Annotated in this window: 24 protein-coding genes and 4 pseudogenes; 12 read left to right on the forward strand and 16 right to left on the reverse strand. The window is 38.7% G+C overall.

Annotation, left to right across the window (positions count from 1 at the left end; translation table 11 throughout):
• Positions 1 to 10 precede the first annotated feature (10 nt).
• The 3 genes from HBN42_RS06605 to yycF are packed head-to-tail and all read right to left on the reverse strand — an operon-like array spanning position 11 to position 2,885.
• Entirely contained in the window at positions 11 to 820 is an 810-nt protein-coding gene (locus tag HBN42_RS06605) for an MBL fold metallo-hydrolase (RefSeq protein ID WP_165994283.1), read from the reverse strand.
• Between the two features lie 3 nt (positions 821 to 823).
• On the reverse strand, positions 824 to 2,182 hold the full coding sequence (gene vicK, locus HBN42_RS06610) for a cell wall metabolism sensor histidine kinase VicK (RefSeq protein WP_165994284.1): 1,359 nt from the start codon (positions 2,180 to 2,182) through the stop codon (positions 824 to 826).
• Positions 2,175 to 2,885 carry a response regulator YycF gene (gene yycF / locus HBN42_RS06615; RefSeq protein ID WP_165994285.1) on the reverse strand — a complete coding sequence of 237 codons (711 nt, stop codon included), beginning with the start codon at positions 2,883 to 2,885 and terminating at the stop codon, positions 2,175 to 2,177. The genes vicK and yycF overlap by 8 nt, the downstream gene beginning before the upstream one ends.
• Positions 2,886 to 3,142: 257 nt before the next feature.
• Between yycF and HBN42_RS06620 the strand changes: the two genes are divergently transcribed.
• From HBN42_RS06620 to HBN42_RS06635, 4 genes are read left to right on the forward strand one after another with little or no spacing between them, the layout of a single operon-like run.
• Positions 3,143 to 3,922, forward strand: a complete 780-nt coding sequence (locus tag HBN42_RS06620; protein WP_165994286.1) for an amino acid ABC transporter ATP-binding protein — start codon at positions 3,143 to 3,145, stop codon at positions 3,920 to 3,922.
• Between the two features lie 16 nt (positions 3,923 to 3,938).
• A complete protein-coding gene (locus HBN42_RS06625; protein WP_165994287.1) occupies positions 3,939 to 4,766 on the forward strand; it encodes a transporter substrate-binding domain-containing protein in 828 nt (275 codons plus the stop codon).
• 2 nt (positions 4,767 to 4,768) lie between these two features.
• Positions 4,769 to 5,470 (forward strand): amino acid ABC transporter permease, encoded by a 702-nt coding sequence (locus tag HBN42_RS06630; protein ID WP_165994288.1) that lies wholly within the window; start codon positions 4,769 to 4,771, stop codon positions 5,468 to 5,470.
• A gap of 14 nt (positions 5,471 to 5,484) precedes the next feature.
• Positions 5,485 to 6,132, forward strand: a complete 648-nt coding sequence (locus tag HBN42_RS06635; protein WP_165994289.1) for an amino acid ABC transporter permease — start codon at positions 5,485 to 5,487, stop codon at positions 6,130 to 6,132.
• A 72-nt stretch (positions 6,133 to 6,204) separates the two neighbouring features.
• On the opposite strand, the gene HBN42_RS06640 is transcribed toward HBN42_RS06635, so the two are convergent.
• From HBN42_RS06640 to dhaK, 5 genes are all read right to left on the reverse strand, one after another.
• Positions 6,205 to 7,230 (reverse strand): DUF3114 domain-containing protein, encoded by a 1,026-nt coding sequence (locus tag HBN42_RS06640; RefSeq protein ID WP_165994290.1) that lies wholly within the window; start codon positions 7,228 to 7,230, stop codon positions 6,205 to 6,207.
• Positions 7,231 to 7,382: 152 nt separating this feature from the next.
• Complete coding sequence (locus HBN42_RS06645) at positions 7,383 to 8,093, reverse strand: MIP/aquaporin family protein (RefSeq protein ID WP_165994291.1); 711 nt, start codon at positions 8,091 to 8,093, stop codon at positions 7,383 to 7,385.
• Between the two features lie 10 nt (positions 8,094 to 8,103).
• The gene (gene dhaM / locus HBN42_RS06650; RefSeq protein ID WP_165994292.1) at positions 8,104 to 8,478 is read right to left on the reverse strand and encodes a dihydroxyacetone kinase phosphoryl donor subunit DhaM; all 375 of its coding nucleotides are present in this window, start codon (positions 8,476 to 8,478) and stop codon (positions 8,104 to 8,106) included.
• On the reverse strand, positions 8,478 to 9,053 hold the full coding sequence (dhaL, locus tag HBN42_RS06655; protein ID WP_165994293.1) for a dihydroxyacetone kinase subunit DhaL: 576 nt from the start codon (positions 9,051 to 9,053) through the stop codon (positions 8,478 to 8,480). Before dhaL ends, dhaM begins: the two co-directional genes overlap by 1 nt.
• A 10-nt stretch (positions 9,054 to 9,063) precedes the next feature.
• Positions 9,064 to 10,053 (reverse strand): dihydroxyacetone kinase subunit DhaK, encoded by a 990-nt coding sequence (gene dhaK / locus HBN42_RS06660; RefSeq protein ID WP_165994294.1) that lies wholly within the window; start codon positions 10,051 to 10,053, stop codon positions 9,064 to 9,066.
• Between the two features lie 164 nt (positions 10,054 to 10,217).
• Here dhaK and dhaS point away from each other — a divergent pair, with 164 nt between their 5' ends.
• Both dhaS and dhaQ read left to right on the forward strand, forming a co-directional pair.
• A complete protein-coding gene (gene dhaS / locus HBN42_RS06665; RefSeq protein WP_165994295.1) occupies positions 10,218 to 10,757 on the forward strand; it encodes a dihydroxyacetone kinase transcriptional activator DhaS in 540 nt (179 codons plus the stop codon).
• 3 nt (positions 10,758 to 10,760) lie between these two features.
• Positions 10,761 to 11,750, forward strand: coding sequence for a DhaKLM operon coactivator DhaQ (gene dhaQ / locus HBN42_RS06670; protein WP_165994296.1), 990 nt, complete (start codon positions 10,761 to 10,763; stop codon positions 11,748 to 11,750).
• A gap of 343 nt (positions 11,751 to 12,093) precedes the next feature.
• On the opposite strand, the gene HBN42_RS06675 is transcribed toward dhaQ, so the two are convergent.
• The 3 genes from HBN42_RS06675 to HBN42_RS06685 are packed head-to-tail and all read right to left on the reverse strand — an operon-like array spanning position 12,094 to position 14,691.
• Positions 12,094 to 12,879, reverse strand: coding sequence for an ABC transporter permease (locus HBN42_RS06675; RefSeq protein ID WP_165994297.1), 786 nt, complete (start codon positions 12,877 to 12,879; stop codon positions 12,094 to 12,096).
• Between the two features lies 1 nt (position 12,880).
• Positions 12,881 to 13,699: an ABC transporter permease gene (locus HBN42_RS06680; protein ID WP_165994298.1), complete on the reverse strand. Its 819-nt coding sequence runs from the start codon at positions 13,697 to 13,699 to the stop codon at positions 12,881 to 12,883.
• Positions 13,699 to 14,691 carry an ABC transporter ATP-binding protein gene (locus HBN42_RS06685; RefSeq protein WP_165994299.1) on the reverse strand — a complete coding sequence of 331 codons (993 nt, stop codon included), beginning with the start codon at positions 14,689 to 14,691 and terminating at the stop codon, positions 13,699 to 13,701. Before HBN42_RS06685 ends, HBN42_RS06680 begins: the two co-directional genes overlap by 1 nt.
• A 289-nt stretch (positions 14,692 to 14,980) precedes the next feature.
• Here HBN42_RS06685 and HBN42_RS06690 point away from each other — a divergent pair.
• Positions 14,981 to 15,368: pseudogene (locus HBN42_RS06690) on the forward strand (ISL3 family transposase); the annotation flags it as partial.
• A 179-nt stretch (positions 15,369 to 15,547) separates the two neighbouring features.
• Here HBN42_RS06690 and thrS read toward each other — a convergent pair.
• From thrS to ccpA, 4 genes are all read right to left on the reverse strand, one after another.
• The gene (gene thrS, locus HBN42_RS06695; RefSeq protein WP_165994300.1) at positions 15,548 to 17,491 is read right to left on the reverse strand and encodes a threonine--tRNA ligase; all 1,944 of its coding nucleotides are present in this window, start codon (positions 17,489 to 17,491) and stop codon (positions 15,548 to 15,550) included.
• A 495-nt stretch (positions 17,492 to 17,986) separates the two neighbouring features.
• Positions 17,987 to 19,321, reverse strand: a complete 1,335-nt coding sequence (locus tag HBN42_RS06700; RefSeq protein WP_165994301.1) for a glycosyltransferase family 4 protein — start codon at positions 19,319 to 19,321, stop codon at positions 17,987 to 17,989.
• Position 19,322: 1 nt separating this feature from the next.
• Positions 19,323 to 20,321 (reverse strand): LTA glycolipid anchor biosynthesis glycosyltransferase, IagA/BgsA family, encoded by a 999-nt coding sequence (locus tag HBN42_RS06705; protein WP_165994302.1) that lies wholly within the window; start codon positions 20,319 to 20,321, stop codon positions 19,323 to 19,325.
• Positions 20,322 to 20,465: 144 nt separating this feature from the next.
• On the reverse strand, positions 20,466 to 21,467 hold the full coding sequence (ccpA, locus tag HBN42_RS06710) for a catabolite control protein A (protein WP_165994303.1): 1,002 nt from the start codon (positions 21,465 to 21,467) through the stop codon (positions 20,466 to 20,468).
• Between the two features lie 172 nt (positions 21,468 to 21,639).
• On the opposite strand from ccpA, the gene HBN42_RS06715 reads away from it, so the two are divergent.
• Positions 21,640 to 22,725: a M24 family metallopeptidase gene (locus tag HBN42_RS06715; RefSeq protein WP_165994304.1), complete on the forward strand. Its 1,086-nt coding sequence runs from the start codon at positions 21,640 to 21,642 to the stop codon at positions 22,723 to 22,725.
• 35 nt (positions 22,726 to 22,760) lie between these two features.
• Here HBN42_RS06715 and HBN42_RS10245 read toward each other — a convergent pair.
• Positions 22,761 to 23,523 (reverse strand): annotated as a pseudogene (locus HBN42_RS10245) (MupG family TIM beta-alpha barrel fold protein); the annotation flags it as partial.
• A gap of 99 nt (positions 23,524 to 23,622) precedes the next feature.
• On the opposite strand from HBN42_RS10245, the gene HBN42_RS06725 reads away from it, so the two are divergent.
• From HBN42_RS06725 to pcp, 4 genes and pseudogenes are all read left to right on the forward strand, one after another.
• On the forward strand, positions 23,623 to 24,285 hold the full coding sequence (locus HBN42_RS06725) for an NAD(P)H-dependent oxidoreductase (protein WP_165994305.1): 663 nt from the start codon (positions 23,623 to 23,625) through the stop codon (positions 24,283 to 24,285).
• Positions 24,286 to 24,297: 12 nt separating this feature from the next.
• The gene (gene gloA, locus HBN42_RS06730) at positions 24,298 to 24,675 is read left to right on the forward strand and encodes a lactoylglutathione lyase (protein WP_165994306.1); all 378 of its coding nucleotides are present in this window, start codon (positions 24,298 to 24,300) and stop codon (positions 24,673 to 24,675) included.
• 461 nt (positions 24,676 to 25,136) lie between these two features.
• Positions 25,137 to 25,997: pseudogene (locus HBN42_RS06735) on the forward strand (DUF969 domain-containing protein).
• A gap of 36 nt (positions 25,998 to 26,033) precedes the next feature.
• A pseudogene (pcp, locus tag HBN42_RS06740) lies at positions 26,034 to 26,680 on the forward strand (pyroglutamyl-peptidase I).
• The last annotated feature ends 59 nt before the right edge of the window (positions 26,681 to 26,739 follow it).

Genomic DNA, 26,739 nt, shown 5'->3' on the forward strand with positions numbered 1-26,739 from the left:
AATTCATCACTTATATGTCTGAAAGTGGGCAAGCAGTATCTGGTGAGGTGTCTAAAACCTCAAAATCTCTTCCCACTGCTAGATCTGCCATAGACAATTGGTTTTCCATTGTCATGTGGGCTAACTCTTTAATATTGTTTTCTTTACTGAGGTGACCTAGGTAGATCTTTTTGGTTTTGTAGCCCATGCTTCTAATCATAGCACCTGCTCCATCCTCATTAGAAAGGTGTCCTTTGTCAGATAGAATCCTTTGTTTTAAGCTCCAAGGATAGGTTCCTGATCTTAATATTTCAATGTCATGATTTGATTCTATTAAGTAGGCATCTGCATTTTCAATAATACCTGACATGCGATCACTAACATATCCTGTGTCAGTTAACATGACAAATGACTTCTTATCTTTCATAAAGCGATAGAACTGAGGATCTACGGCGTCATGGCTAACTCCAAAGCTCTCAATATCCAAGTCCCCAAAGGTCAGTGTTTTATCACGTTCAAAGATATGCTTTTGACTACTATCAATCTTGCCGATCATCTGACGTTCATCTATTATTTGCCAAGTTTTTTGATTGGCATATATATCTAAATGGTATTTCCTTGCTAGGATACCCACACCCTTAATATGATCAGAATGTTCATGAGTGATTAAGATGGCATCCAAGTCTTCTGGTTTTCGATCTATTTCAGCTAGTAAACTGCTGATTTTCTTTCCTGTTAGCCCCGCATCAACCAATAATTTTTTCTTTGGTGTTTCAATGTAAAAGCTATTTCCTGTTGATCCAGAAGCTAATATACTATATTTAAATCCGTCTTCGTTCATAAATTAATCTATATCGTCCTCCCATCCATCTTCGACATCAGTAACAACATCTCTTTCATAAGGTAAGACGATGGTGAAGGTTGAACCCTTACCATAATCACTTTTTGCCCATATAAAGCCATGATGTTGTTTAACAATTTCTTTAGCAATGGCCAGTCCTAGGCCAGTACCACCTTGCTCTCTACTTCTGGCTTTATCAACACGGTAAAAGCGGTCAAAAATTAAAGGAAGATCTTTTTTAGGGATACCAAGTCCCTGATCCGAAATGGAAATAATTAACTGATTATCCGTTGTCTTCATTTTAACTGTGATTTTACCACCATCGGGTGAATACTTGATGGCATTGTTTAGAATGTTTTCGACCACCTGAGTCATTTTGTCATTATCAATTTCCACCCAGACTGAATTTATAGGATAATCTCTTACAATTTCATAACTTTTACCAGATACTGTGTTCTGATTTCTTACTAGATCAAAACGGTTTAAAATCGAGGTTATAAAAACAGTGAAATTGGTCATTTCCACAGCTAAATTAGTAACCTGATTATCGATTCGAGAAAGATTTAACAAATCAGAGATCATACGCATCATCCGGTTTGTTTCATCTAAAGATACCTTAATAAAGCTTGGAGCGATATCTTCCTTGAGAGCTCCTTCGTCTAGGGCTTCAAGATAGGATTTAACTGAAGTTAAAGGGGTTCTCAACTCATGACTAACATTTGATACAAACAATCTACGTTCGCGCTCTTCTTTTTCTTGTTCAGTGGTGTCGTGCAAGACCAGTACCAGACCCGAAATAAAGCCACTTTCTCTTCTGTTTAAGGCAAAGCGTAAACGTAAGTTGATGAATTCTCCAGTTTCATCACGTCTATTTAGATTAATGATAGGTGTCTTAGAGACTAATTCACGGTAGGTGTATGGCGAGTCACTACCTAGCAGGTCTGTGATATTCATATCCAGAGCCTCTTCACGACTGATGTTTAGCTGTTTTTGTGCTGTTTCATTGATCATCATGATCTGACCGGACCTATTGGTAGCTAAAACGCCATCAGTCATATAGGCTAAGATACTGGCCAGCCTATTTTTTTCTTGGGCCAAATTTTCATGAGTTAGTCGAAAAACATCTGATAGATCATTAAGCTGCTCAGATAACTCAATCAATTCAAAATCCGCACGTCCGCTGATATCGTCTGTATAGCGGCCATTGATGAGGTCTCTGATCTTAAAACTCATCTGTCTGATAATCTTTGCATTACGATAATCTCTAAAGGCTAGATGAATGAAATAGATCGCAACAAAAACGAGTAAGAAGAGTATTGCTAGTTCAAATAATGATAAATTGCCAATAATATTTTTAGTCATGTGATTTCATATAGTAACCAACTCCACGCCTTGTTAAGATATACTCAGGACGGCTTGGTGTGTCTTCAATTTTTTCTCTTAGTCTGCGAACAGTCACATCCACAGTCCTAACATCTCCAAAGTAATCATATCCCCAAACAGTTTCTAGCAGGTGTTCACGGGTCATAACTTGTCCAATATGATTTGCCAAATGGTGGAGTAACTCAAATTCACGGTGAGTCAACTCAACTTCCTTGCCATGTTTCTTAGCTAAAAAAGCTTCTGGTAAAATTTGTAAGTCACCAATTATAATTTCTTGACTACCAGAAGTTGCATTTTCTTCAGCTACTGCTGTTTCGATGGTTTCTGTACGTCGTAAGTGAGCCTTAACCCGCGCTAGCAATTCACGATTTGAAAAGGGCTTTGTCACATAGTCATCGGCACCAATCTCTAGACCAATGACCTTGTCAAATTCACTGTCCTTAGCTGAAAGCATAATAATGGGAATATGGCTTGTTTTACGGATTTCCTTAGCCACTTCCAAGCCATCTAGTTCAGGTAGCATTAAATCTAAAATGACTAAGTCTGGCTTTTCTTCTTCGTATAAGTTTACTGCCTCACGACCATCAAAAGCTGTAACGATATCATAACCTTCTTTAGTAAGATTAAATTTGATGATATCTGAAATGGGCTTTTCATCATCCACAATAAGAATTTTTTTCATTTTTAATACTCCTAAATTTATTGTCTTTTATTTAGCACCACCCGCTTGCAAATAGTCTAGGGTGTTCAAACTTATTGATCTTCCTATGATTATACCAAAATTTGCTCATAATTGACAATTGTAGCTATAAAAGAGGACTTTTCCATCATCTCTCTAAAAATTCTGAAAATATTGACAAAACAGGTTGTTTATGATAAAATAAATCATCCGTTTTCTGTGTCAGAAAACCTAACATAATACTGAAAGAGGAGAACGCTTTGGCCCTAATAGAATTTAAAAATGTTGAAAAATACTATGGTGATTACCACGCTCTAAAAAATATTAATTTATCCATTGAAAACGGTCAGGTTGTTGTTCTCTTAGGTCCATCTGGATCAGGAAAATCTACATTAATCAGAACTATCAATGCTCTTGAAAAAATTGAAACAGGCAGTCTGAAAGTCAACGGTAAGGAGATTGTTAATTCTTCTTCTAAGGCTCTTGTTGCCCTTCGTAAGGAAGTTGGCATGGTCTTCCAGCACTTTAACCTATACCCACACAAAACGGTGTTAGAAAACATTACTCTGGCCCCTATAAAAGTACTGGGACTTTCTAAAAGTGAAGCCGAAGAAATTGCTGAGAAGTACCTAACCTTTGTTAACATGTGGGACAGGAAGGATTCCTATCCTTCTATGCTTTCAGGTGGACAAAAGCAAAGAATAGCTATTGCCCGAGGTCTAGCAATGAGCCCGGAAATTTTGCTTTTTGATGAGCCAACTTCTGCTCTTGACCCTGAGACCATTGGGGATGTTTTAGCTGTCATGCAAAACCTTGCTTCTCAAGGAACCAACATGGTTGTTGTAACCCACGAAATGGGCTTTGCCAGAGAGGTGGCAGACCGGATTATCTTTATGGCTGAAGGGGAAGTCCTAGAAGACACAACAGACGTTGCAGGATTTTTTGATCATCCAAAAGACCCACGCGCTCAGCAATTCTTAAGTAAGATTATTAATCATACCAGTGAAAAAGTCCAAGCTAAGAAAAAAGTTAGATCTTAAGAGTGGGGGCTGTGATATGAAAAGACTACAAAAACTAATCATTCTATGTCTACTCACCCTTTTCTCCCTGGCAAGCTGGAACCTGGTCAGAGCTGAGGAAAATCCTTTACTTTCTAGTCCAGCCATCAAAAAAATTAAAAAGTCTGGTCTTTTAAGAGTGGGCGTCAAACAGGACGTTCCTAATTTTGGCTATTATAGCGCTGATAGCGGCAAATATGAAGGCATGGAAATTGACATTGCCAAGAAAATAGCAAAGTCACTAGGTGTTAAAGCCGATTTTACTGCTGTAACTGCTCAAACTCGGGAAGCCTTACTGGACAACGGTCAATTAGACATCATTATTGCTACTTACACCATCACACCAGAAAGACAGGCAAGTTATTCTTTTTCTAAGCCTTACTATCTTGATGAAGTTGGTTTCCTTGTCAATAAAGATAGCAAGATCTCTACCATTAAAGATTTGAACCATCAAACCATTGGGGTGGCTCAGGGGTCAACGACAAAGGCAGCTATTGAAGAATATGGCAAAGCTCATAAGCTTGATTTTAAATTTGTGCAACTGGGTTCCTACCCAGAGTTAGCTATTTCGCTTTATGCTAAGCGTATTGATGCTTTCTCCGTAGACAAGTCTATTTTAACTGGTTATACCAGCCGAAAAACTAAGATTTTATCAGGCGGTTTTAACCAACAATCTTATGGTATTGCTAGCACAAAAGCTAATAAAGACCTGACACGTTATATCAATGGACTGGTGACAAAATGGTCTAAGAATGGCAGTCTCAAAAAGATCTATGACAAGTTTAACCTCAAACCAGCACAATCTAAAACTAAGAAAGGAGCTTAACCATGAATTTTTTAGCAACTACTAGCCCCTTTGCACTGTCAAGATGGAAAGCTTTCTTTGCTGCTAGTCCGATTTTCCTTGAATCTTTCCTCTATACTTTGGCTATCTCTATCTGTGCACTGATTCTAGCCTTATTACTTGGGCTTGTTTTTGGTGCCATGTCGACAGCAAAGAGATCCTTTTTAAATAAAATAGCTCGTATTTACGTTGAAATTTACCAAAATACACCTCTTTTGGTTCAATTTGTTTTTGTTTATTATGGCCTGGCCATTATGTCTAACGGTCATATCATGATTTCAACCTTTTTAACAGCTGTCTTATGCGTTGGGGTCTACCACGGTGCCTATATTGCTGAGGTGATTAGGTCAGGTATTGAAGCTGTTCCCAAGGGACAAATTGAGGCAGCTCTTTCACAGGGCTTCTCCTATGAGCAAACCATGAGTTTAATTATTCTACCTCAGGCAGTCAGAACTATCTTACCACCTATGACTAACCAAGTGGTCAATCTGATCAAGAACACGTCAATTGTTGCCATTATCTCAGGAGCAGATATTATGTTTACTGCTAAGGCCTGGGCTTATGACACCACCAACTATGTTCCAGCCTTTGCAGGGGCAGCCATTTTATACTTCATCATGTGTTATCCCTTGGCCAACTGGGCTAGGCGCAAAGAAGAAGCTAACAAAAAGACTTATTCTGTATAAAGGGAGGAAAGATCATGTCACAATTATTTACTGCTGCTAACCTTTCTTTTGTTTTACAAGGTCTAGCCTTAACACTTTATATTTCTCTGGTATCTATCATACTATCAACAATCATCGGTACCTTTCTTGCTATCATGCGTAATGGTAAGCACTGGCTTTTAAAAATTCTGGCTAGTATTTATATTGAATTTGTCAGAAATGTGCCCAACTTGCTATGGATATTTATTATCTTTTTAGTTTTCCAGATGAAATCAACTCCTGCTGGTATTACTGCATTTACCGTCTTTACTTCAGCTGCTTTGGCAGAGATTATCCGTGGGGGCTTAAATGGGGTTGACCACGGCCAAACCGAAGCTGGACTAGCTCAGGGAATGTCAGCTACTCAGGTATTCTTGTTAATTGTTTTTCCGCAGGCTATCCGAAAAATGTTGCCAGCTATTATTTCACAATTTGTAACAGTTATTAAGGATACTTCCCTTCTGTATTCTGTCATTGCTATTCAGGAATTATTTGGTAAGAGCCAGATTTTAATGGGGAAATACTTTCAAGCCGACCAGGTTTTTGCTCTCTACGCATTTATCACGGTCATATACTTTGTAATTAATTTTTTAATTTCAAGTTTTTCACGGTCTTTAGCTAAGAAATGGTCACAGGCTAACTAAAAAAACTGTTGTTAAAAACAACAGTTCACATCAAATGCAAACTATCTTATTGGTTAGTTTGTTTTTTTATGTTTAAGCTAACAATTTTTTTAAAATGGATTTAAGTTTCAGATAACGAATCTTCCACCTAAATTTTCTGGCCTGCCTTCTAACATGAGAAAAGCTGCTCCTGCCATTTCGAGCAAAGTAACCCTTAGGGTTAAAATAAGACCAGTCAAAATCAGCCAGCTGCTCTTTTTGGAATCTTTTTTTATGAATAAATTTTGGGGAATGAAAGCCCTTTGTTTGAGAGTTGCGAAAACTGGGATCATGTTGGCTGATGGGAGAGACATCTAAATCCCAATGCCTGTCTCCATCAGTTCCATAATTAAAACTGGCACCATTGACAAGGCCACGTTCTGTTATTTTTTCAGCATCTACTTCATTAAGAAAATTGCCATCGCTATCCAAGATAAACTCTGTATGGAAATGAATGAGTAGCTTGATATTATAAGAGATTTCCTGATCTGGAAAGATGGCTTCTTTATTGTCAAACTTTAATTTATTATGAAGTCTAGCAGATTCTTTTAAAGAATAATCAACTTTTTTCCTTAAAAAGCTGCTTCCTTTTTTTGTCTTTAAAAATTCTGCTAAAGCATAAGCATCTGTCATTTCTTCCCTCTTAAAATGACTTCTGATGTACTGGGCTTGCTGGCTGGAAATGATATAACGAAACTGATGCAGTCTCTTTTCTAAAGGACCTTCTTTTTCCAAGCTTCGCCCTGGAAAGGATTTATCAACTAAGGCTGCCAGTTCTGACCAAAAAGGAGCATCTGGGGATAAATTGGGATCAAAATGGCTTAGAATTGTCTGTGTTTCTTCTAGATCACCACTTAATTCCAAAGGCATGCCAATACTATCTAAGAGGATTTTTAAGACTTGCTTGGGCTCTTTCATGTCCTTTGCACCTTGCCAGAACTGATAAAAAATAGGAGAACCAATACGGTAGTCTATGACCTTTTGATCTTGAAATAGGGCAAGATCATCTTTGGTCCATCCTATCTTAGATAAAAAGGAAAGCCTCTTATAACGGTTGATAATAGGGTTGTTTTCTGACATCTCACTTCTCATTTCTCACTCACCTTTTTTACTATTATAGCCTATATAGCCTAAAAAAGAAAAAGCAAACAACCTCCACTAGGTGGAATTGTTCGCCTTTTTTGTTGATATGAGTTCAAGAGATATTTTATAATGCTTGCTAGATTTTTCTCTTATAAGATTGCTAGGACTAGTTGGTAAAGCAGAGCTCCCACAACACCACCAAGGATTGGGCCGACTACTGGTATCCAAGCGTAAGACCAGTCTGAGTCTCCTTTGTTTGGAATTGGTAAAATAGCATGTATGATACGAGGGCCTAAATCACGAGCTGGGTTAATGGCATAACCTGTTGTCGCACCAAGAGAGAAGCCTACAGCAATAACCACTAAACCAACAATGATTGGACCTAAGCCATCTGCAACCTTGTTAGGTCCGATAGCCATAACCGTAATGACAAGGACAGCAGTTCCTAGGGCTTCACCTAATAGGTTTGACCAGGTGTGGCGGATAGCTGGGCCAGTTGAGAAACAAGCCAAGATAGTGCCAGCATCCTCAGTTTCTTTCCAATGTGGGTAGTAATGCAGGTAAACAAGGATAGCACCTAAGCCTGCTCCAAGGAATTGTGCTAGTAAGTAGATAGGAACTTGTCCCCAAGAAAATGCTCCTGTAGCAGCTAAGGCTATGGTTACTGCAGGATTTAAATGTGCGCCACTCAAAAATCCACTGATGTAGACAGCAATGCTCACTGCTACGCCCCATCCTAAAACAATAGCGATCCAGCCACTGTTTTGTGCCTTAGTTTTGTTCAAAATACAAGCAGAAACAACACCATCACCTAAAAGTACCAAGACCAAGGTACCTAATAATTCACCTATAAAGTTCATGCTAATCTCCTTATTTATTGATTTCCAATTCTTTTAACTGTTGCAAGATGGCTTCCTTATCCGCACCAGCCTGAAGAAGAGCTGCTGCTGTGTAAGCACCTTCAACGATTGGAACAACGTTGAGTATAATTTCTTTGTCAGAAAAATCAGAGACCATTTCAATGTTCATACGTGCTGAACCAAGATCGAAAAAGGCCAAGAGTTCTTCTTTAGGATTTTCTTCAACAATAGCTTGAACTTGGTCAAAGCTAGTTCCGATTCCGCCGTCTTCTGTCCCACCAACATAGGTAATGGCTACATCAGTTGCCACTTCTGAAATCAAATCTACAACCCCTTGAGCAATATTTTTAGAATGCGATACAATGATAATTCCTAAATCTGACATTAGATCACCTCTGCTTCTATCATGGCTTCAAATAAGAGACCTGAAGAAAATGAGCCTGGGTCAATATGACCGACAGAACGTTCTCCTACATAAGAAGCACGTCCTTTTGTAGCTTGGATATCCTTGGTTGCTAGAACCATCTCTTCAAGAGCAGTTTTAGTCAATTTGCCATCTTTAAGGGCTTGGATAACTGGTGTCCAAACATCTACCATGGTTTTTTCGCCAAGTTCTGCCTTGCCTCGTTTTTGAATCATATCAAGGCCTGCTTGCAAGCTATCAGCTAGTGACATCTGATCAACTGACTTGGTGATCCCCATAAAGGCTGAGCCATATAGAGGACCTGAAGCACCACCGACTTTTCCTAATAATTGCATAGCGACTACTTTAAAGACATCAGAGGCATTGTCGAAATCTTTACCTTCTAAGTTTTCCATAACTGCTGACATACCACGGGCCATGTTGCCACCGTGATCACCGTCTCCAATTGGTGTGTCCAACTGACTTAAATAGTCTTTGTTAACTTGGATTTTATCATTAAATAATGTCATCCATTTCATTGCTTGTTCTACTTGCATCTTGTCCTCCTTACCATGCTGGTGTGATAACGTCTGTTTTAAGAGCTTCTACCCAGTGGTCGTCTTCAAGCTTGATTAGGGTCAATGACAAGCCAGCCATATCAATAGAGGTCATGTAATCACCAATTTTCTTGAAGCTAACTCCTACACCTTTTTCAGCCAATAATTTTGCCACATCATTAGCAAAAACATATTGTTCCATTAATGGTGTTGCACCTAGTCCGTTAATCAATAGACCATAGCGATCACCCTCTTTTAGTTCAAAGCTAGCTACTAATTTTTCAACCAATTCTTTAGCTAAGACTGCTGAGGATTGTAATTTTTCTTTTTTATAGCCTGGTTCACCATGAATACCAACTCCATATTCAAATTCATCATCTTCTAAGACAAAGCCTGGTTTGCCAACTTCTGGAACAGTTGCACCAGATAGGGCTAGGCCAATAGTTTTGATATTTGGAACCAATTGATCTGCTAAGGCTTTGATATCTGCTAGAGATTTACCTTCACGCGCAGCATGTCCTAAGATCTTGTGGACAAGGATAGTCCCTGCTACACCACGTCGGCCTTGTGTGTAGAGGCTATTCTCCACAGCAATATCATCATCAACTACGACGCTAGAAACTTCAATACCTTCCATTTCAGCCATTTCTTGGGCCATTTCAAAGTTCATGATGTCGCCTGAATAGTTTTTGATAACCATAAAGACACCTGCGCCTTCATCGGCTGCTTTGATAGCTTCTAAAATTTGGTCAGGTGTTGGTGAAGTGAAAACAGCTCCACAAATGGCTGCCGAAAGCATTCCTTGGCCAACAAATCCAGCATGAGAAGGCTCATGTCCAGATCCACCACCTGAGATGAGGGCAACTTTACCTGATTTTTCAGCTTTACGGACAATAACATCATAGCCATCCAGGCGTTCTACTAAGTCCGAGTGGATAAAAGCGAAACCTTTTAACATATCGTCAACAATGGTTTCAGCTTGGTTCATAATTTTTTTCATTTGGGCTTCCTCCCTAAAACTAAAAATTTTGTTTACGCTTTCAGTTTATCGAAATCTCCTCTTTTTGGTAAGGGACAAAATGTGGAATTTGTCCTTATACTTTCCTCATTATTTTTGATAAAGTATAATAAGATAAAGAGACAAAAATGGGAAGGAGGTCTGATATGACAGCATCTTTGATTACTAAGAAACGGATTGCTAAGGCTTTTAAAAAAGAACTGGACAGCAAGCCTTTCGAAAAAATATCAGTCGTCGATATCATGGATCGTGCTGGTATTCGTAGACAGACATTCTATAATCATTTTGTCGATAAATATGAACTCCTGGATTGGATTTTTGAGACGGAACTGCAAGAGCAGGTTACCAATAATTTGAACTATATTACGGGTTTTCAGCTTCTTGACGAGCTCCTCTTCTACTTCAGCAACAATAAAAACTTTTATGCTCAATTGTTTGCGATTAAAGATCAAAATGATTTTTACACCTACTTCGGTGATTATTGTTTGGTCCTTTTAGAAAAAATTATTTCAGAGCAAGAAACAAAAGCCAATATGAGTTTGGATGCTAACTATCGATCATTTTTAAAAACTTACCATTCCCGAGCTTTGGCTAATATGATTCGGGCCTTTGTGACTTCAGAGGCTGTCAAACCGGAAACCAACCTAATTAAAAAGACAATTCTAGCTAGTATGAAAGGAGGTTAAGTCATGGTTACCATTTTAAATCATAGAAATAAAATGATTGAGCATTACATGAAAGGCATGCTACTGGCGCATCCCCATCTGGCCAAGCTTCCTGATCAACCAATCATTTACAATCGAAACCAGAACCCAGACCTGATCCCCATTCTTTCTGGCGGTGGTTCTGGACATGAACCGGCCCATATCGGTTTTGTGGGCGACGGCATGCTGACGGCAGCTGTTTATGGAGACCTCTTCACGCCTCCAAGTTGGGAACAAATCTTAGAAGCTCTGCGATTCCTTAACAAAGGAAGGGGCGTTTTCGTCATCATTAAAAATTTCGAGGCCGATATCCGCGAATTTAGCAAGGCTATTCATCAAGCTCGAAACGAGGGCATTGCTGTTAAATACATCGTCTCTCATGATGACATTTCGGTCGAGCCTAAGAAGAATTTTCAGATGCGACACAGGGGGCTTGCTGGCACCATTCTTTTGCATAAGATTTTGGGACAAGCTGCGCTTCTGGGGGCAGATTTGGATGAACTGGAGCAAGTCGCCTTTGGGCTTGCTACTGAGATTGCGACCATTGGCTTCGCAACAAAATCAGCGACTATCCCTAATGCCGCCCTACCACTTTTCGACCTGCCAAAAAACGACATCTCTTTTGGAATCGGCATCCACGGTGAAGAAGGCTATCGAACTGTACCATTTTCATCCTCTGAACAACTGGCGGTGGAAATCACTAATAAGTTACAAATGAAATTCCATTGGCAGGAAAAGGATGCCTTCATCCTCCTAGTCAATAATTTAGGGACCACAACGGAATTAGAACAAGGTATCTTCCTCAATGATCTAGGCCAACTCTTAGATTTAGAAGGATTAGATATTGCCTATATTAAAAACGATAAATACATGACCAGCCTAGATATGACCGGCATATCGGTAACCCTAGCCCGCTTGAAAGACCCCATTTGGTTAGACTACCTCAAAGCACCAACCAACGCCTTCGCTTGGTAAAGATAACAAAAGAAGTTAGGAAAATTTCCTAACTTCTTCAGACTGTAGACAAACCCTATTTACCTAGACAAATAAGCTAAGAAGCTCTGCAGGCTATCACTAAATTTCCTGTTTCTGCGAGCAAACGCGAGCGGATTCACGATACCTCCGCCGTGCTGAAAGTGTCTAAAATGCCTTTAATAGCAACATTTTAGACACTCGGAACTTTCGAGACCCTAGGCTCGAAAGTTAGGTATGGAATTATTAAAAGAAGTCGCTACCGTCCGGAAGCACCTAAGGAAGGTATCAAAAAATGACTTTTTCTTCAAACTGAAAGAAGTTAGGAAAATTTCCTAACTTCTTTTTAAGATCCTGCGCTTTCGTAAGCCTCTAGTCCTAAATGCCAAATTTTTAAAGCAAGGACAAAAATCAGAAGGGATATTAGAATGAGGCCTCCGATGTTAAAGAAGAGCCCCTGACCATTTAAAAAATAGGCTGCTGGGTAATAGGCTGTAAAGGCAAAGGGAATGACAAAGCTAAGCACCCAACGTAAGACAGGATTGTAAATAGACATGGGGTATTTGGCAAAATCATTAAACATGTAAAAAATATAAGTGACTGCACCTGATTGCTTGGTCCAAAAGGCAATACTTGCTGTTGCAATCTTTAGTGAGGTGTAAATCAAGGTCGCAAAAGGAATGGTTACAAAAAACAGAAAGATTTTCATCGCTGTCCAATGGACACTTGAGAAGGTTGAGCCTAATAAAAGCAGAGCCACCAACAATTCCCCAAGTGCATCAACCTGAAAGGTTTCAACCAAGACATGAAAGAGGGGATTGAGTGGGCGTGTCAGATACTTATCAAAGTCTCCTCGCCGAACCAAACGTTGGCCAATGGCCCAAAGATTATCAAAGAAAAGATGATCAATACCCTTTGGTATCAAAGAAAAACCATAGATAAAGGCAATTTGTTGAAAGGACCAGCCTTCTAAACTAGGAATATGCTGAAAAATCACCTTTAGAAATAAAAGATTCAAGCCCTGGGTTAAAAAGACACCCAAAACCCCTACGAAAAAATCGACCTTGTATTCCATGATCTGTTTTAAATACTGCTTAATGAAAATGGCGTGCATGCGTCCCATTTTTTTCATATTATCCTCCTTGAATGGTCAAATAGAATTGCACCTTTTTCCAAATCACCTGTGAAAAAAGAAGGATGACAAGTAGCCAAAAGACCTGTAAGCCTATAGCTTCTAGCACTTGCACCATGGACAACTTGCCGATAACAATCATAACAGGAAGATAGATCAAAGATGAAAAAGGAAGGAAACCTAAAATATCTGCAATCACTTTTGGGAAAAATACCAAAGGTATGAGACTGCCCGACATAAAAGAAATCAATGTGTTTTTCAAAAGATTGGAACCCCATAAATTTTTAAAGACAAAGGCAGAGAAACCAAAACAAATATTGAAGTAAAAATTAATCAAAAAAGCCAATAAAAGACTGATTAAATAAGCCAGTAAGGAAGTTAGGGAAAGTAAGGCAGACAAACCACTCATGACCTTATAAACAAATAAAATGATCAAAAAAGGAAGACCCAGTGATAAGAAAATCAGCAACTTACCCCCAATTTCTACAAACAAGTAAGAAGCCGCAAAATGTACGGGTCTTAAGAGACGCATAATAATGGTGCCCTCTTTGACTTCCTCCCCAATCATAAAGGAACTGTCTGACTTAGTTAGTAAGTTGGTAATAAAGCTCATGATGATATAAAGGCTCATATCAGATAGGGTAAAACCTTGAATCAAGCTTTGATCTGAGGAATCAAAGACTGCCTTCCACAGGTAAAAAGCGACAAAAGCTCCCATAAGATCACCCAGCCGATATAAAATGAAATTAAGTCGATAGGTCATCAACTCTTGCATACCAGCTCTCATAAAAGGCTTGTAACGTTTCCAAAAACTTTTCATTACAGCTCCTTTCTATAAAAACGCCGGATGATATCTTCAATATCAACCTCAGCCATTTTTAAATCTCTGACTGAGAAGTCCGCCATGGTTGCCTGGATCAAGTCAGCTGTCTGATAAGAACTAGAATCATACTGTAATTCTAGACTACTATCTTGTCTAACCACCTTGATATGCTCCATCCCCTCAAAACGTGAGCGCTTCTGCTCTTGATTAGGGGCCAAGTCAAAGGATAATTGTTTGATCTTTCCGAAGTTTTCCTTTAGCTGGGCAACTGTTCCGTCAAAAATCTCCTGACCCTTATCAATCATGAAAATCCGACTACAGAGCTGTTCAATATCACTTAGATCATGGGTTGTGAGTAAGATGGTTGTCTGTTCTTCTTGATTGATTTGACGAATGGCTTTACGGATATTATCTTTAACAGAAACATCAAGGCCAATGGTTGGCTCATCTAAGAAGAGAACCTTAGGATTATGAAGCAGAGATGCGGCAATATCAGCCCGCATCCGCTGACCTAAAGACAGAGTTCTAACAGGATCCTTGATAAAGTCGTTTAGATCTAAGACCTCATTTAAAAAGTCCATACGCTTACGAAAATCTTTTTCAGGTACATCATAGATCTCCTTTAAAACCGTATAGGTCTCCTGCAAGGCCAGGTCCCACCATAATTGCGTGCGTTGCCCAAAGACAACACCGATGTCCTTGACATAGTCTTGTCGGTTTTCCTGAGGGATTTTTCCATTAATGCGGCAATAGCCCGATGTTGGTTTTAAGATACCTGTCAACATCTTGATGGTGGTTGATTTGCCTGCGCCATTGGCTCCAATAAAACCTAAAATCTGTCCTTTTGGCACTTCAAAGCTTATATCTTTAACAGCCTGAAAAGTCTCTCTTTGCGGATTGATAAAAGAACGGAGCGCCCCCTTTAAACCAGTCTCCTTGATCGTTTTAACAAAATGCTTTTGCAAATGGGAAACTTCAATCATAGTCATCACTTTTCCTCATGCTTTCTCTTTGATTTATTAAGACTAATAGCCTATTGTTAGGCAATTATAACACGCTTACAATGCTTGAGCGAGCGCTTTCTTAATCTTTTTTTAAGCTTAGTCACAAAATCTAAAAAAACTGGCTCTATAATTTCTGTAGTGGATAAATCCACAAAAGAGATATAGAGTATTTTTTGTTATTGAAATTTTTCACATCAAAAAAGTCCCATATGACCTATAATGAAAAGCGACTAAACCATCATTAGAAAGGTATCATATGGAATAATTTGATTTTATCACAAACACTCTAGGAATTAAAGACCCTAACATCACTATTTCTGACTATTTAGATTGCGGAAGTCATAAAGAAATTATCGCCAAACTTGATTATCAAGCACCCAAATGCCCATATTGCCAAGAATCATGCCATCTCTACATCTACAGTTATCAGAAAGCTCAATGAATTCACTTTTAAAACTGATTTAACAAAACTACCCACTCATATGTCTTGGGATGAATATAGCTTTAAGAAAGGGAAAATAAGCTTTATTGCTCAAAATTTTGACTCCCTTAAAATCATCTCGATTCTTGATGGACGTACACAAGCTACTATTCGCAATCATTTTCTTCGCTTTTCTCGTGAGTTTCGAAATAACGTTAAAGTCATTAAGCGTAATGCTTTTGGATTTCGGAACTTTGAAAACTATAAAACAAGTATTTTGATTGCTTTGAACATCAAAATAGAGAGTACCAATTTGATACTCTCTAGATCTTAGCTTTTCATCTACCCACTACAGTTGACAAAGAGCCAAAAAACTAACCTCTGATGAGACTAAGTCATTCCTGTTATTAACTAAAGTGATTAGGCATCTGGTCTTGATTTACGGGCAATATCAGCTAAGATTGTTTCTACAAATTGCTCAATAGTTTCAGTATGTGTTGCCTTGCTTCCATAGCGACGAACATTGACTGATTTGTCTTCCATTTCCTTATCTCCAACAATTAATTGGTAAGGAATTTTGCTGGTTTGTGAAGCACGGATCTTGTATTGCATTTTCTCATTACGATCGTCAACATCTGCACGGATTCCGTGGTCTTTGAGCACTTTAGCAACTCCCCAAGCATAATCAATGTGGGCTTCATTTGAAATTGGGATCACGGTTACTTGATGAGGGGCTAACCAGGTTGGGAAGGCACCTTTGTAAGTTTCAATTAAGATAGCAGTGAAACGTTCCATGGTTGAGATAACACCACGGTGAATCATCACTGGTCGGTGTTCTTCCCCATCAGCACCAATATACTTCAAATCAAACCGTTCTGGTAGTAAGAAGTCTAACTGAATAGTTGACAATGTTTCTTCATTACCAAGAGCTGTTTTAACTTGGATATCAAGTTTAGGACCATAAAAGGCTGCTTCACCTTCAGCTTCAAAGTAGTCAACACCCATTTCATCAAGAGCTGCTTTTAACATGCTTTGAGCATTTTCCCACATCTCATCATTGTCATAATATTTTTCTGTATCCTTAGGATCACGGTATGACAAACGGAAACGATAATCTGTTAAATTAAAGTCCTCATAAACATCGATGATTAATTGCAGTGCACGTTGGAATTCTTCCTGGATTTGCTCTGGTGTGACGAATAGGTGCCCGTCATTAAGAGTCATCTCACGGACACGTTGAAGTCCTGATAGTGCACCTGATTTCTCGTAGCGGTGCATCATCCCAAGCTCAGCAATTCGAATAGGCAACTCACGGTAAGAGTGAACATGGTTTTTATAGACCTGAATATGATGAGGGCAGTTCATTGGACGAAGAACAAATTCTTCTCCATCACCCATATCCATGGTTGGAAACATGTCTTCTTGGTAATGCTCCCAGTGACCAGAAGTTTTATAAAGATCAACTGAGGCTAGTGGTGGGGTATAAACATGTTGGTAACCAGAAGCCAACTCTTTGTCAGTGATATAACGTTCTAGGGTACGACGGATAGTTGCCCCATCTGGTAGCCAGAATGGAAGTCCTTGTCCTACTTCTTGGCTGATCATGAAGAGATCAAGTTCCTTACCAAGTTTTCTGTGATCACGTTCTTTAGCTTCTTCCAAGCGTGTTAGGTAGGCTTTTAAATCTTTTTTATCAAACCAAGCAGTACCATAGACACGTTGCATCATGGCATTGTCACTGTTTCCACGCCAGTAAGCACCTGCCACATTAAGCAAGTGGAAGACTTGAATGCGACCAGTTGATGGCACATGAGGGCCACGACAGAGGTCAACAAACTCACCTTGACGATAAATAGTAAGTCCTGCTGCATCGTCAGCGTGCTCACTGATTAATTCAACTTTGTAAGGATCATCCTTGAAGAGCTCCAAAGCTTCTTCTTTACTAATTTCCTCACGGATACAAGGGTGATTTTCTTTGACGATTTTTTTCATTTCTTCTTCGATACGAGGAAGGTCTTCGTTTGAAATTTGACCTGCTTCATTATCAGTATCGTAGTAAAAACCATCAGCAATAGCTGGTCCAACCCCTAAATGTAGCTCTGGGAAAAGACGCTTAGCGGCTTGAGCAAACAAGTGAGCAGCCGAGTGGCGCAAAACCTCAAAGGCATCCTCATGGTCAGGGGTTACAATCTCAATAGCACCATCTTCTTCAATAGGACGTGTGGTGTCAATCAGTTGCCCATTAAATTTACCTGCTAAGGCTTTTTTAGCCAAAGAATTTGAAATAGATTGGGCTATTTCAAAAGTTGTAATACCAGATTCAAACTCGCGCACTGCACCATCTGGAAATGAAATCTTAATCATATGTCTCTCCTTTTCTTAATAACTGTTAGAATGATATCAAACCTTGAACCCACTAATAGCTTCAAGGATGGACCTAGCCTTGATCAGAAAGCTTACAGCTTGACCAACCAAGTTTATTAGACCTTCCATGAGCAAAGTAGTCTGGCTCTTCTTCCAAGCCTGTCCTCTTTTTTGTAAAAAAAGAGTCTCTACGTCCCAAAGGACGTAAAGACTACGTGGTTCCACCTTAATTTATGCAGGACAAAAAACATGCCGTGCACCTCTAATGGCGATAAGGGAACCACCCTTTTATGTTTGCATAAAATCCATGGAAGGAGTATTACACTAGATATCTTGTGTTCTTTTCACCAACCAACACTCGCTAAGGTCATCATCTAATCTAACATATCTTCCCTTTCATTATAACAAGTTTTCTAAATATTTCAATAGGAAATTGTTAATCTTCTGGGCTTGATTTTTGAAAGGAGAGAAATTTAACTGACAGCCTACTTTGCCTTAATCTAAAAAGTCCTTAATGGCATTAACAAGTTTGATTGGGGCTTTGAAAACCTTGACTGAAGTCTGAGCAGTTGCTTTAGCAGCTCTCTTTGGTAGATAGCTAGCATCTTGAACTAACTTCATGGGTTCTCTTTTTTCAGAAGCGTTCACATAAAGCGATAACTTCTTATACTCTTTTTTATTCTTTAAAATGAGCGTGTCCAAATAGAAAGTGTAGATGGACTGAGCAAAGTGCTGGGATGATATCTCAAAACGTTTTTGATCTAGCAGCTCTTGATTCATTTCTGGGGTCTCTAAGATGGCATCAATAATGGCATCTGCAAGATCTGACTCTTGTTGATAGAGGGTTCCAAACATTTTGTCTGTTATCAAATCATCCAAGTATGGGTTCGATTGTGCAATGATTGGTCGGCCGCTAGCCAAACTTTCTATGTAAGTGAGACCTTGGGTTTCACTTGTTGAAGCACTGACAAAAAAGTCACAAGCCTTATAATAATGACTGACCTTTTCATGGGGAACCATACCTGTAAAAATAACAGAATCTGCTACTCCACTTTCTTCTGCCAGAGTTTTTAAATCCTCTAAGTAGGGACCTGAACCAACAATGACCAGTTTGATCTTCTGATTGACTTCTAAAACATCGGGCATTTGTTTGATGATGGCCTGGATATTTTTTTCAAATGAAATCCGAGAAAGGCTCAATAAGAATGTTTCATCCTCAGCAATGCCTAAGTCTGCTTTTAACTTTGCTATGTCTTGATCAGTGATATCATCTCGAACATATTTCTCTAGGGGAATACCTGTCGAAATAATACGTTTAGGTATTTTCACCTCATAACCTTCTAAGAGGTTTAAAACGATTCTACTAGGGCAAATGACCCCATCCAAGTCCTTGAGGTAGCCTCTTAAAATAGGCTTAACCATGCTTGGGCGGATCAATTTACCATTTGCGATATAACCAACATAATCCTCATACTGGGTGTGGTAGGTATGGACAACTGGGATTCTCAAAGCTTTGCCGACAATTTTCCCCAACAAACCTAAACTAAACTCTGTTTGGGTGTGAATAATGTCTAGATCATACTGCTTTGCTATTTTATAAGAAGATATCAAACCACGATAGACTACCCGACGGTCTGTAAATGAGACAAAGGGTACACTTGGCAAGCGTATGACTGTTGGATCTTCAAATCGTTTGACATTCTTATCTGTTGTGGTAAAGACATAAACTTCATGTCCTTGTTTTTCCAGTTCTTCTTTTAGGGTTCGAATACTGGTTGAGACTCCCGATACCTGGGGAAAATAAGTATCTGTAAATAGACCTATGTGCATCTTATAACTCCATTACTTTTTGATAAGTATCTACTAGCTCCAAAGCTATCTTTTCAATACTGCGACTTTGCGCTACTTTATAACCTGTCTCTACTTTATTACTCTTACCTGAAAAAATTCTCTCTAGGGCTGCTACAAAGCCAGGAACATCACTTGCTAGTTCCGCACTCTCCTGATTGATCCATCCTAAATAGACTGGAATATCTCTAAGAACTATATTTTGACGGCTTGCCAGAGCCTCTAAGACCACAATCCCTTCTGTTTCTTCTCGGCTGGGAAATAAGAAGGCATCAGCGCCTGTCATTGCTCCCTCATAAACACTACCCTTGATATAACCTGGAAAAATAAGGTTTTCAGGATGTTTACCATTGATAATTTTGCGAACTTTTGAAGGAATCAGCCACTTGCTTATTTGTCCAAACCAAATAAATCGGACATCTGGCATGGCCTCTGCGACTTTGACAAAATCATCAATCCCTTTTCGCATGAAGAATAAGCCGGCCCCCATAACGACTTTTTCTTCTTCTTTGATATTAAAATAATGGCGAAAGGCAGCTTCTTTTTCTTTATCTGGGCCATACTGATTCAAATCAATCCCATTTGAAATAGCATAAATGGGTTTTTTGATGCCGTAATGCTCAATCAAAGACTTAGAATAAGGTGTTGGTGTGATAATAGCGTCAGCCTTATTGTAAAAGAGGCAAAGGTACTTTTTAAAGAGTGGAGACAATAGATTGGAAAAAATGAATGAATTTCTAAAGTCTTCTTCTGTTGAGTGGCCATGCATGACCACTTTTTTGCCAGCTTTTTGGGACTTTGTCATTAATCTCCAACTCTTAAATCCGTAGCTGTTGATATGGACTAAATCATAGTCATCATTGGGATCAGTTGTGTATTCCTGTCCCACCAAAGATAGAGCTCGGGCTTGATGCTTAATTGCCCGGCCTATCCCAGATTTGTTTAAATAATTTTCAGCTTCTAAATAAAGTAAGACTTTCATATCTTCTATTATAGACTATTTTTCACGTTTTTTCACTATCTCTAGAAAATATCAGCCTGAAGGCTGATATCCTTAGTATAAGGGGGGATTGAGCTAGGCATTTCTTTCCAAAAAAAATCTGCCTTTATCAGACAGATTTAAAGTTCATTTTGTAGTTCCTCGACGTTTGATACCATGATTCAAAAGAATTTCTTTTTCTTCAAGTTCTTCTTTATTCATGATTTTAGTAAGCATACGCATACTTACTGCACCTAAATCATAGACAGGTTGGCTGATTGAACTTAGGTTTGGACGTGTGTACTCAACGATAGGGGAATCATTGCTTGTAATGATTTCAAAATCTTCTGGAACTTTTTTACCAGCTTCAAAGAGACCATTAAGAAGTCCAGCTGCTAGTTCATCTTCACCAACATAGGCAGCTGTAGCACCAGAATTGATCACACGTTGGGCTAAGTCAAAGCCTTCCTTATAAGAGTAGTTGGCTTCAAAAACAAGTCCTTCTTTGTAATCAAGGGCATTTTTCTTCAAGCCTTCCTTATAACCTGGAAGTCTCACCTTACCATTAATATCATCAATCAGTGGACCAGATACAAAGGCAATTTCTTTGTGGTTTTCAGCTAAAATGTCAATAACATCTACAACTGCAGCCTTGTAATCAATATTAACACTTGGCAACTGATGTTCTAAATCAACTGTACCTGCCAATACTATTGGCGTTCTTGAACGAGAAAACTCAGCGCGAATCTTTTCAGTCAAATGATGACCCATAAAGATAATACCGTCAACTTGTTTAGCAAACAAGGTATTAACGACATTGACCTCTTTATCATCGTCTTCATCACTAGAAGCTAAGACAATATTGTACTTGTACATAGCAGCAATATCATCAATTCCTTTTGCAAGAATAGAAAAATAACTATTTGCAATATTTGGAATAACTACACCAACGGTGGTTGTTTTCTTACTTGCAAGTCCTCTTGCTACAGCATTTGGACGGTAATCCAAACGATCAATGACTTCTAAAACTTTTTTACGAGTATTTTCTTTAACGTTTTTATTTCCATTTACAACACGGCTAACTGTCGCCATTGAAACACCTGCTTCACGCGCGACATCGTAAATCGTAATTGTATCATCTGTGTTCATTACTTATTCTTCCTTTCTATATGAAAATGACGCTTTCAAAAGTATTTTAGCATTAATTGTAACCACTTTCAAGTAATAAAGGGCAGAATTTGAAAACTTTTTCAAAAACTTTTAGAAAGCTTGATTTTTTCTTGTTTTTTTGGAAGAATAGAGAAAGAAAGAAGGTAATTCAATGACAAAATTAGATCAAATAAGGCAATTTTTAGATCATGAAAAAGCAGAATTAGCTATTTTTTCTGATCCCGTAACAGTTAACTACTTAAGTGGATTTTCTTGTGATCCTCATGAACGTCAAATGTTTCTATTTGTCTACCATCAGTCAGATCCGCTTCTTTTTGTGCCTGCTTTAGAGCTGGCAAGGGCTAGTTCTATTGTTGATTTCCCAGTCTTTGCTTATATGGATTCAGAAAATCCATGGGAAAAAATGAAAACTGTCTTACCACACACAGACGTCAAAAAGATTTATGCTGAATTTGATCATCTTAATCTGACAAAATTTCAAGGTTTACAAAGTATCTTTTCAGGACATTTTGAAAACCTAACACCACTTGTTCAGAAAATGAGACTCATCAAATCAGCTGATGAAATTGAAAAAATGTTGGTGGCTGGAGATTTTGCTGATAAGGCTGTAAGAATTGGATTTGATAATATTTCCTTAGCCCATACAGAAACAGATATCATTGCACAAATAGAATTTGGAATGAAAAAGCAAGGCATTAACAAGATGAGCTTTGAAACAATGGTTCTAACTGGTAACAACGCTGCCAATCCTCATGGCATTCCAGGAACCAACCTGATTGAAAACAATGCCCTCCTACTATTTGATTTAGGAGTTGAAACACTGGGCTATACCAGTGACATGACCAGAACTGTAGCTGTCGGTAAGCCTGATCAATTCAAAATTGATATGTACAACTTATGCTTAGAAGCTCAACTAAGTGCGCAGGACTTTATTAAACCAGGAGTCACTGCGGCAGAGGTTGATGCAGCAGCCCGCAATGTTATTGAAAAGGCTGGTTACGGTCAGTATTTCAACCATCGTCTCGGTCATGGTTTAGGAATGGATGTCCATGAATACCCTTCAATCATGGCAGGAAATGATCTGGTTATTGAAGAAGGTATGTGCTTCTCAGTTGAACCAGGCATCTACATCCCAGAAAAAGTTGGAGTCCGCATTGAAGATTGTGGTTACGTGACAAAAAATGGCTTCCAACCCTTTACAAAAACACCAAAAGAACTCCTCTACTTTGAGGGATAAAAAGAGAAGACCAGCCTTACAAACTGGTCTTTTTACTATTTTCTTTCTTGACGAAAGGTAAAACTATGCCAGACCTTTAAGTATTGAAGCAAGATGAGGTTTTCTTCAGCTATATAGACAAGAATATTTTGCCTACCATCTTTTGGACGATCCTTCAGGGCTATCTGAAGTTCTCCTTTGTATTGACCGGCAAGATCATTACCTATACTTACCATACCAGCTTTAATGTCCTTAGTGTTTTTAGGGGCAATAGCATGCGCTTTATAGGTGATTCTCGGTTGGCTGGAGCGTATCATGTAATCAGACCTGCCATTCTTAAAAGAAACACTTGAGCCGACAAAGACATGATTCTTTGGACCTCTGCTGATACTATTCGATCTGAAATTGGCCATGGGCCGACCTGACCATTTGGGCTATCAATAAAGGCAGCTGTTTGCAAATTGTGTCTTTTGTATTGCTGCGCTGTTGCCAGAAAATAGTCAAGAGTCAAGCCTGTATAGGCCTGAGGGTAAAAATTATGTGAGCCTACAAGTTGAGACTTGTTGGGTCCAAAGTCTGTCACCATATCAATATAGTCCTGTCCCCTAGAAATGTTGAGCTCAATTTTGATCCCATAAGGGTTATGTGTGAGTATAGCCTCCTCATAGCCAGTGAAACCTTCATCAAGGCGGAGGGCATCAATTCCCATCTCATGGAAGACTTCTAGTTGGTTATAAGCAATATCAAGAGCTTTGGATTAACGTCCAAGGAGGTTTTGCCCCCTTTTTCATTGCCATATTGAATAATTTCTTTATATGTGGACTTTTTCCTTAAAGATGCAGAAAAAGAGTCTCCCTTTTGTTTTCAATTATGCTTTATGCTATCATTACATTATAAAATGTTAAGAGGTAAGACTATATGGATTCCATTAGAGAAAAAATTAAAGACAGTCTCTATTTCAGAACAGCTGTTCGTGTTTACAATGATCAGAAGATTCCAGATAAGGATGTGGAGCTCTTATTAGATGTTGCTTGGAGAAGTCCTTCATCAGTTGGACTAGAAGGTTGGCGCTTTATTGTTCTAGAAAATGAAGCCATAAAGGCTGAAATTAAAGAAGTTGCTTGGGGCGCTCAGTACCAGTTAGAAACAGCCAGTCATTTTATCTTATTGATGGCTGAAAAAAATGCACGATATGACGGCAAATCAATAAGAGAAAGTCTGATTAGAAGAGGGATTACAGAGGGCGAGCCTATGGATAGCCGGCTAAAAACCTATGAGGCTTTCCAAAAAAACGATATGAAAATGGCTGACAATCCTCGTGCGCTCTTTGATTGGACCTCTAAACAAACCTATATTGCCCTAGGAAGCATGATGACCAGTGCAGCCCTAATGGGAATTGACTCCTGCCCAATTGAAGGTTTTGACTACCAAAAAGTGGATATGATTTTAGCCAAACATGGGATTATTGATCCGGAAAAAGAAGGCATTGCTAGTATCTTATCACTAGGCTATCGCCTGCGTGACCCTAAACATGTCCAGACGCGTAAGCCACGTGAAGAAGTTATTTCTGTCATTAAATAAAAGGAGAATCATATGAAGTCACTACATACCTGTATCCGTGTTAAAGATTTGGAAAAATCCATTGCTTTCTACACAGAGGCTTTCCCCTTCAAAGAAAAGCGTCGTAAAGATTTTCCAGATGACCGCTTTACCCTAGTTTATCTAGCTTTAGAAGATGACAGCTACGAACTAGAGTTAACCTACAACTATGGGCATGAGGCCTATGACCTAGGAAATGGTTATGGACACATAGCTCTTGGTACAAAAGATTTTGAGAAAAGACATGAAAATCATAAAAAAGCAGGCTATTCTGTGACGGACATCAAAGGTCTGTCAGATCAGTCTACCCAATTTTACTTTATTGAGGATCCAGACGGCTATAAGATTGAAGTTATTGACCTAAACAAGTAAAAAACAGATTGTCTTGCAGCTGTTTTGAAGATAAAAAAGTGATGACCTCTCTTGCTCATCATTTTTTAGTTTACTAGATTGGCTCTAGTGTCAGGGAGAGTTTGATCCCTAGATCTCTACTCCCACTAAGAAAAGTATTGCAAGAAAATGCTCATAAAGAATTAAGAACAAACTATCATAACTGTTAGTTTGTTTTTTCTTGGCCTGTAAAATAATAGTATGTAAGTAAAAAAAATAACTTAGCTATGGCTTAGTGACACCTACATTTCCATAATTTTTTCAAAAAAGAAAAACTGCTTACATTACTATAATTAATGACTTTAGCTAGCTTTTTCTAGGCTTTTCGTACGTTTTAAGGGGCAATAGAAACTTCTTTTGATCAACCTGCTAGTAAAAGTCACTTTGCAAATTCTGAAAACCAATGTTATAAACTTCATAATATTTAAAAAAAGGAGTCTATCATGGAATGGATTAAATTAATCGGTATCGTGATTATTGTTTTAGGTTTTATCCTAAAATTTGATACAATCGCTACCGTAGTTGTTGCAGGACTTGTTACTGCCCTGGTTTCTGGGATTTCATTTACTGATTTTCTGGAAATTTTAGGAAAAGAATTTACTAACCAGCGTTTGCTGACCATTTTCTTTATCACTTTACCCCTAATCGGTTTATCTGAAACCTATGGTTTAAAGCATCGCGCTACCCAACTGATTGAGAAAGTACGTGCTTTAACAGTGGGACGCTTCTTCACTCTTTACATCATTATTCGTGAATTTGCTGGTCTCTTCTCCATTAGACTTGGTGGACATCCTCAGTTCGTTCGTCCTTTAATTCAACCAATGGGAGAAGCTGCTTCAACTGCTAAAGTTGGAGAAGAATTGTCTGATAAAGAAAAAGATGATATCAAAGCAATGGCTGCCGCTAACGAAAACTTCGGTAACTTCTTTGCCCAAAATACCTTTGTAGGTGCAGGTGGTGTCTTAGCTTATGTTCTTGGAATGGTTATCTTTACCATGATTATGGAAAATGCCTTTGCTGCCTTTACGGTTATTACTGCAGGTATCTGTGTGCCTTTTGTCTTTGCTTTAGGAGCTGATCCAATTGTGGCTAGTGCTTGAGCTATAACTGCTGGTTTTTGTGGAACCCTATTAATGTCAATGGCAGCTAACTTCAATTCCTTGCCGGTTGCCCTAATGGAAATCAAAGATCCTAATGCTGTTATTAAAAAACAAGCTCCAATTGCCTTTGTTTTAATCATTATTCATATTGCCTTAATGTATTTACTCGCTTCAAATAAGTTTTTTGATATCTTAAGATGGTAGAGATAATCTCCTAAGACACTTGAAAGGATAAGAAAGATGAAAATTTTAGTAACAGGCTTTGATCCCTTTGGTGATGAAGCCATTAATCCTGCACTTGAATCCATCAGAAAATTACCAAAAAGCACCACGGTGCGCAAGTCAAATGCGTAGAAGTACCAACAGTTTTCCAAAAATCTGCTGATGTGCTCCAAGCTTATATGGAAGACTTTCAGCCAGATGTTGTCCTCTGTAGTGGACAAGCTGGTGGGCGAACAGGCTTGACGCCAGAACGTGTCGCTATCAACCAGGATGATGCTCGTATTCCTGATAATGATGGAAACCAACCGATTGATACCCCTATCCGTGAAAATGGGAAAGCAGCTTATTTTTCAACCTTACCAATCAAAGCTATGGTTGATGCTATTCAAAAAGCTGGCCTACCAACTTCAGTATCAAATACAGCTGGAACCTTTGTTTGCAACCACTTGATGTATCAAGCTCTTTATTTGGTAGACAAATACCTACCAAATGCCAAGGCTGGCTTTATGCATATTCCTTTTATGATGGAACAGGCTGTTGACAAACCAAATACAGCAGCTATGAACCTAGACGATATCACAAGATGTATCAAGGCTGCCATTGATGCCATTGTTGATTTCAATGATCGCTCCGATTTAAAAGCAGTCGGTGGAGCAACCCACTAAAGATAGTCAATAAAAAGCCCAGAGATAGATTAAAGTCTCCGGGGTTTTTATTTTGCTAT

It is taken from the genome of Streptococcus catagoni (assembly GCF_011421425.1).
GTDB classification, from domain to species: Bacteria; Bacillota; Bacilli; order Lactobacillales; family Streptococcaceae; genus Streptococcus; species Streptococcus catagoni.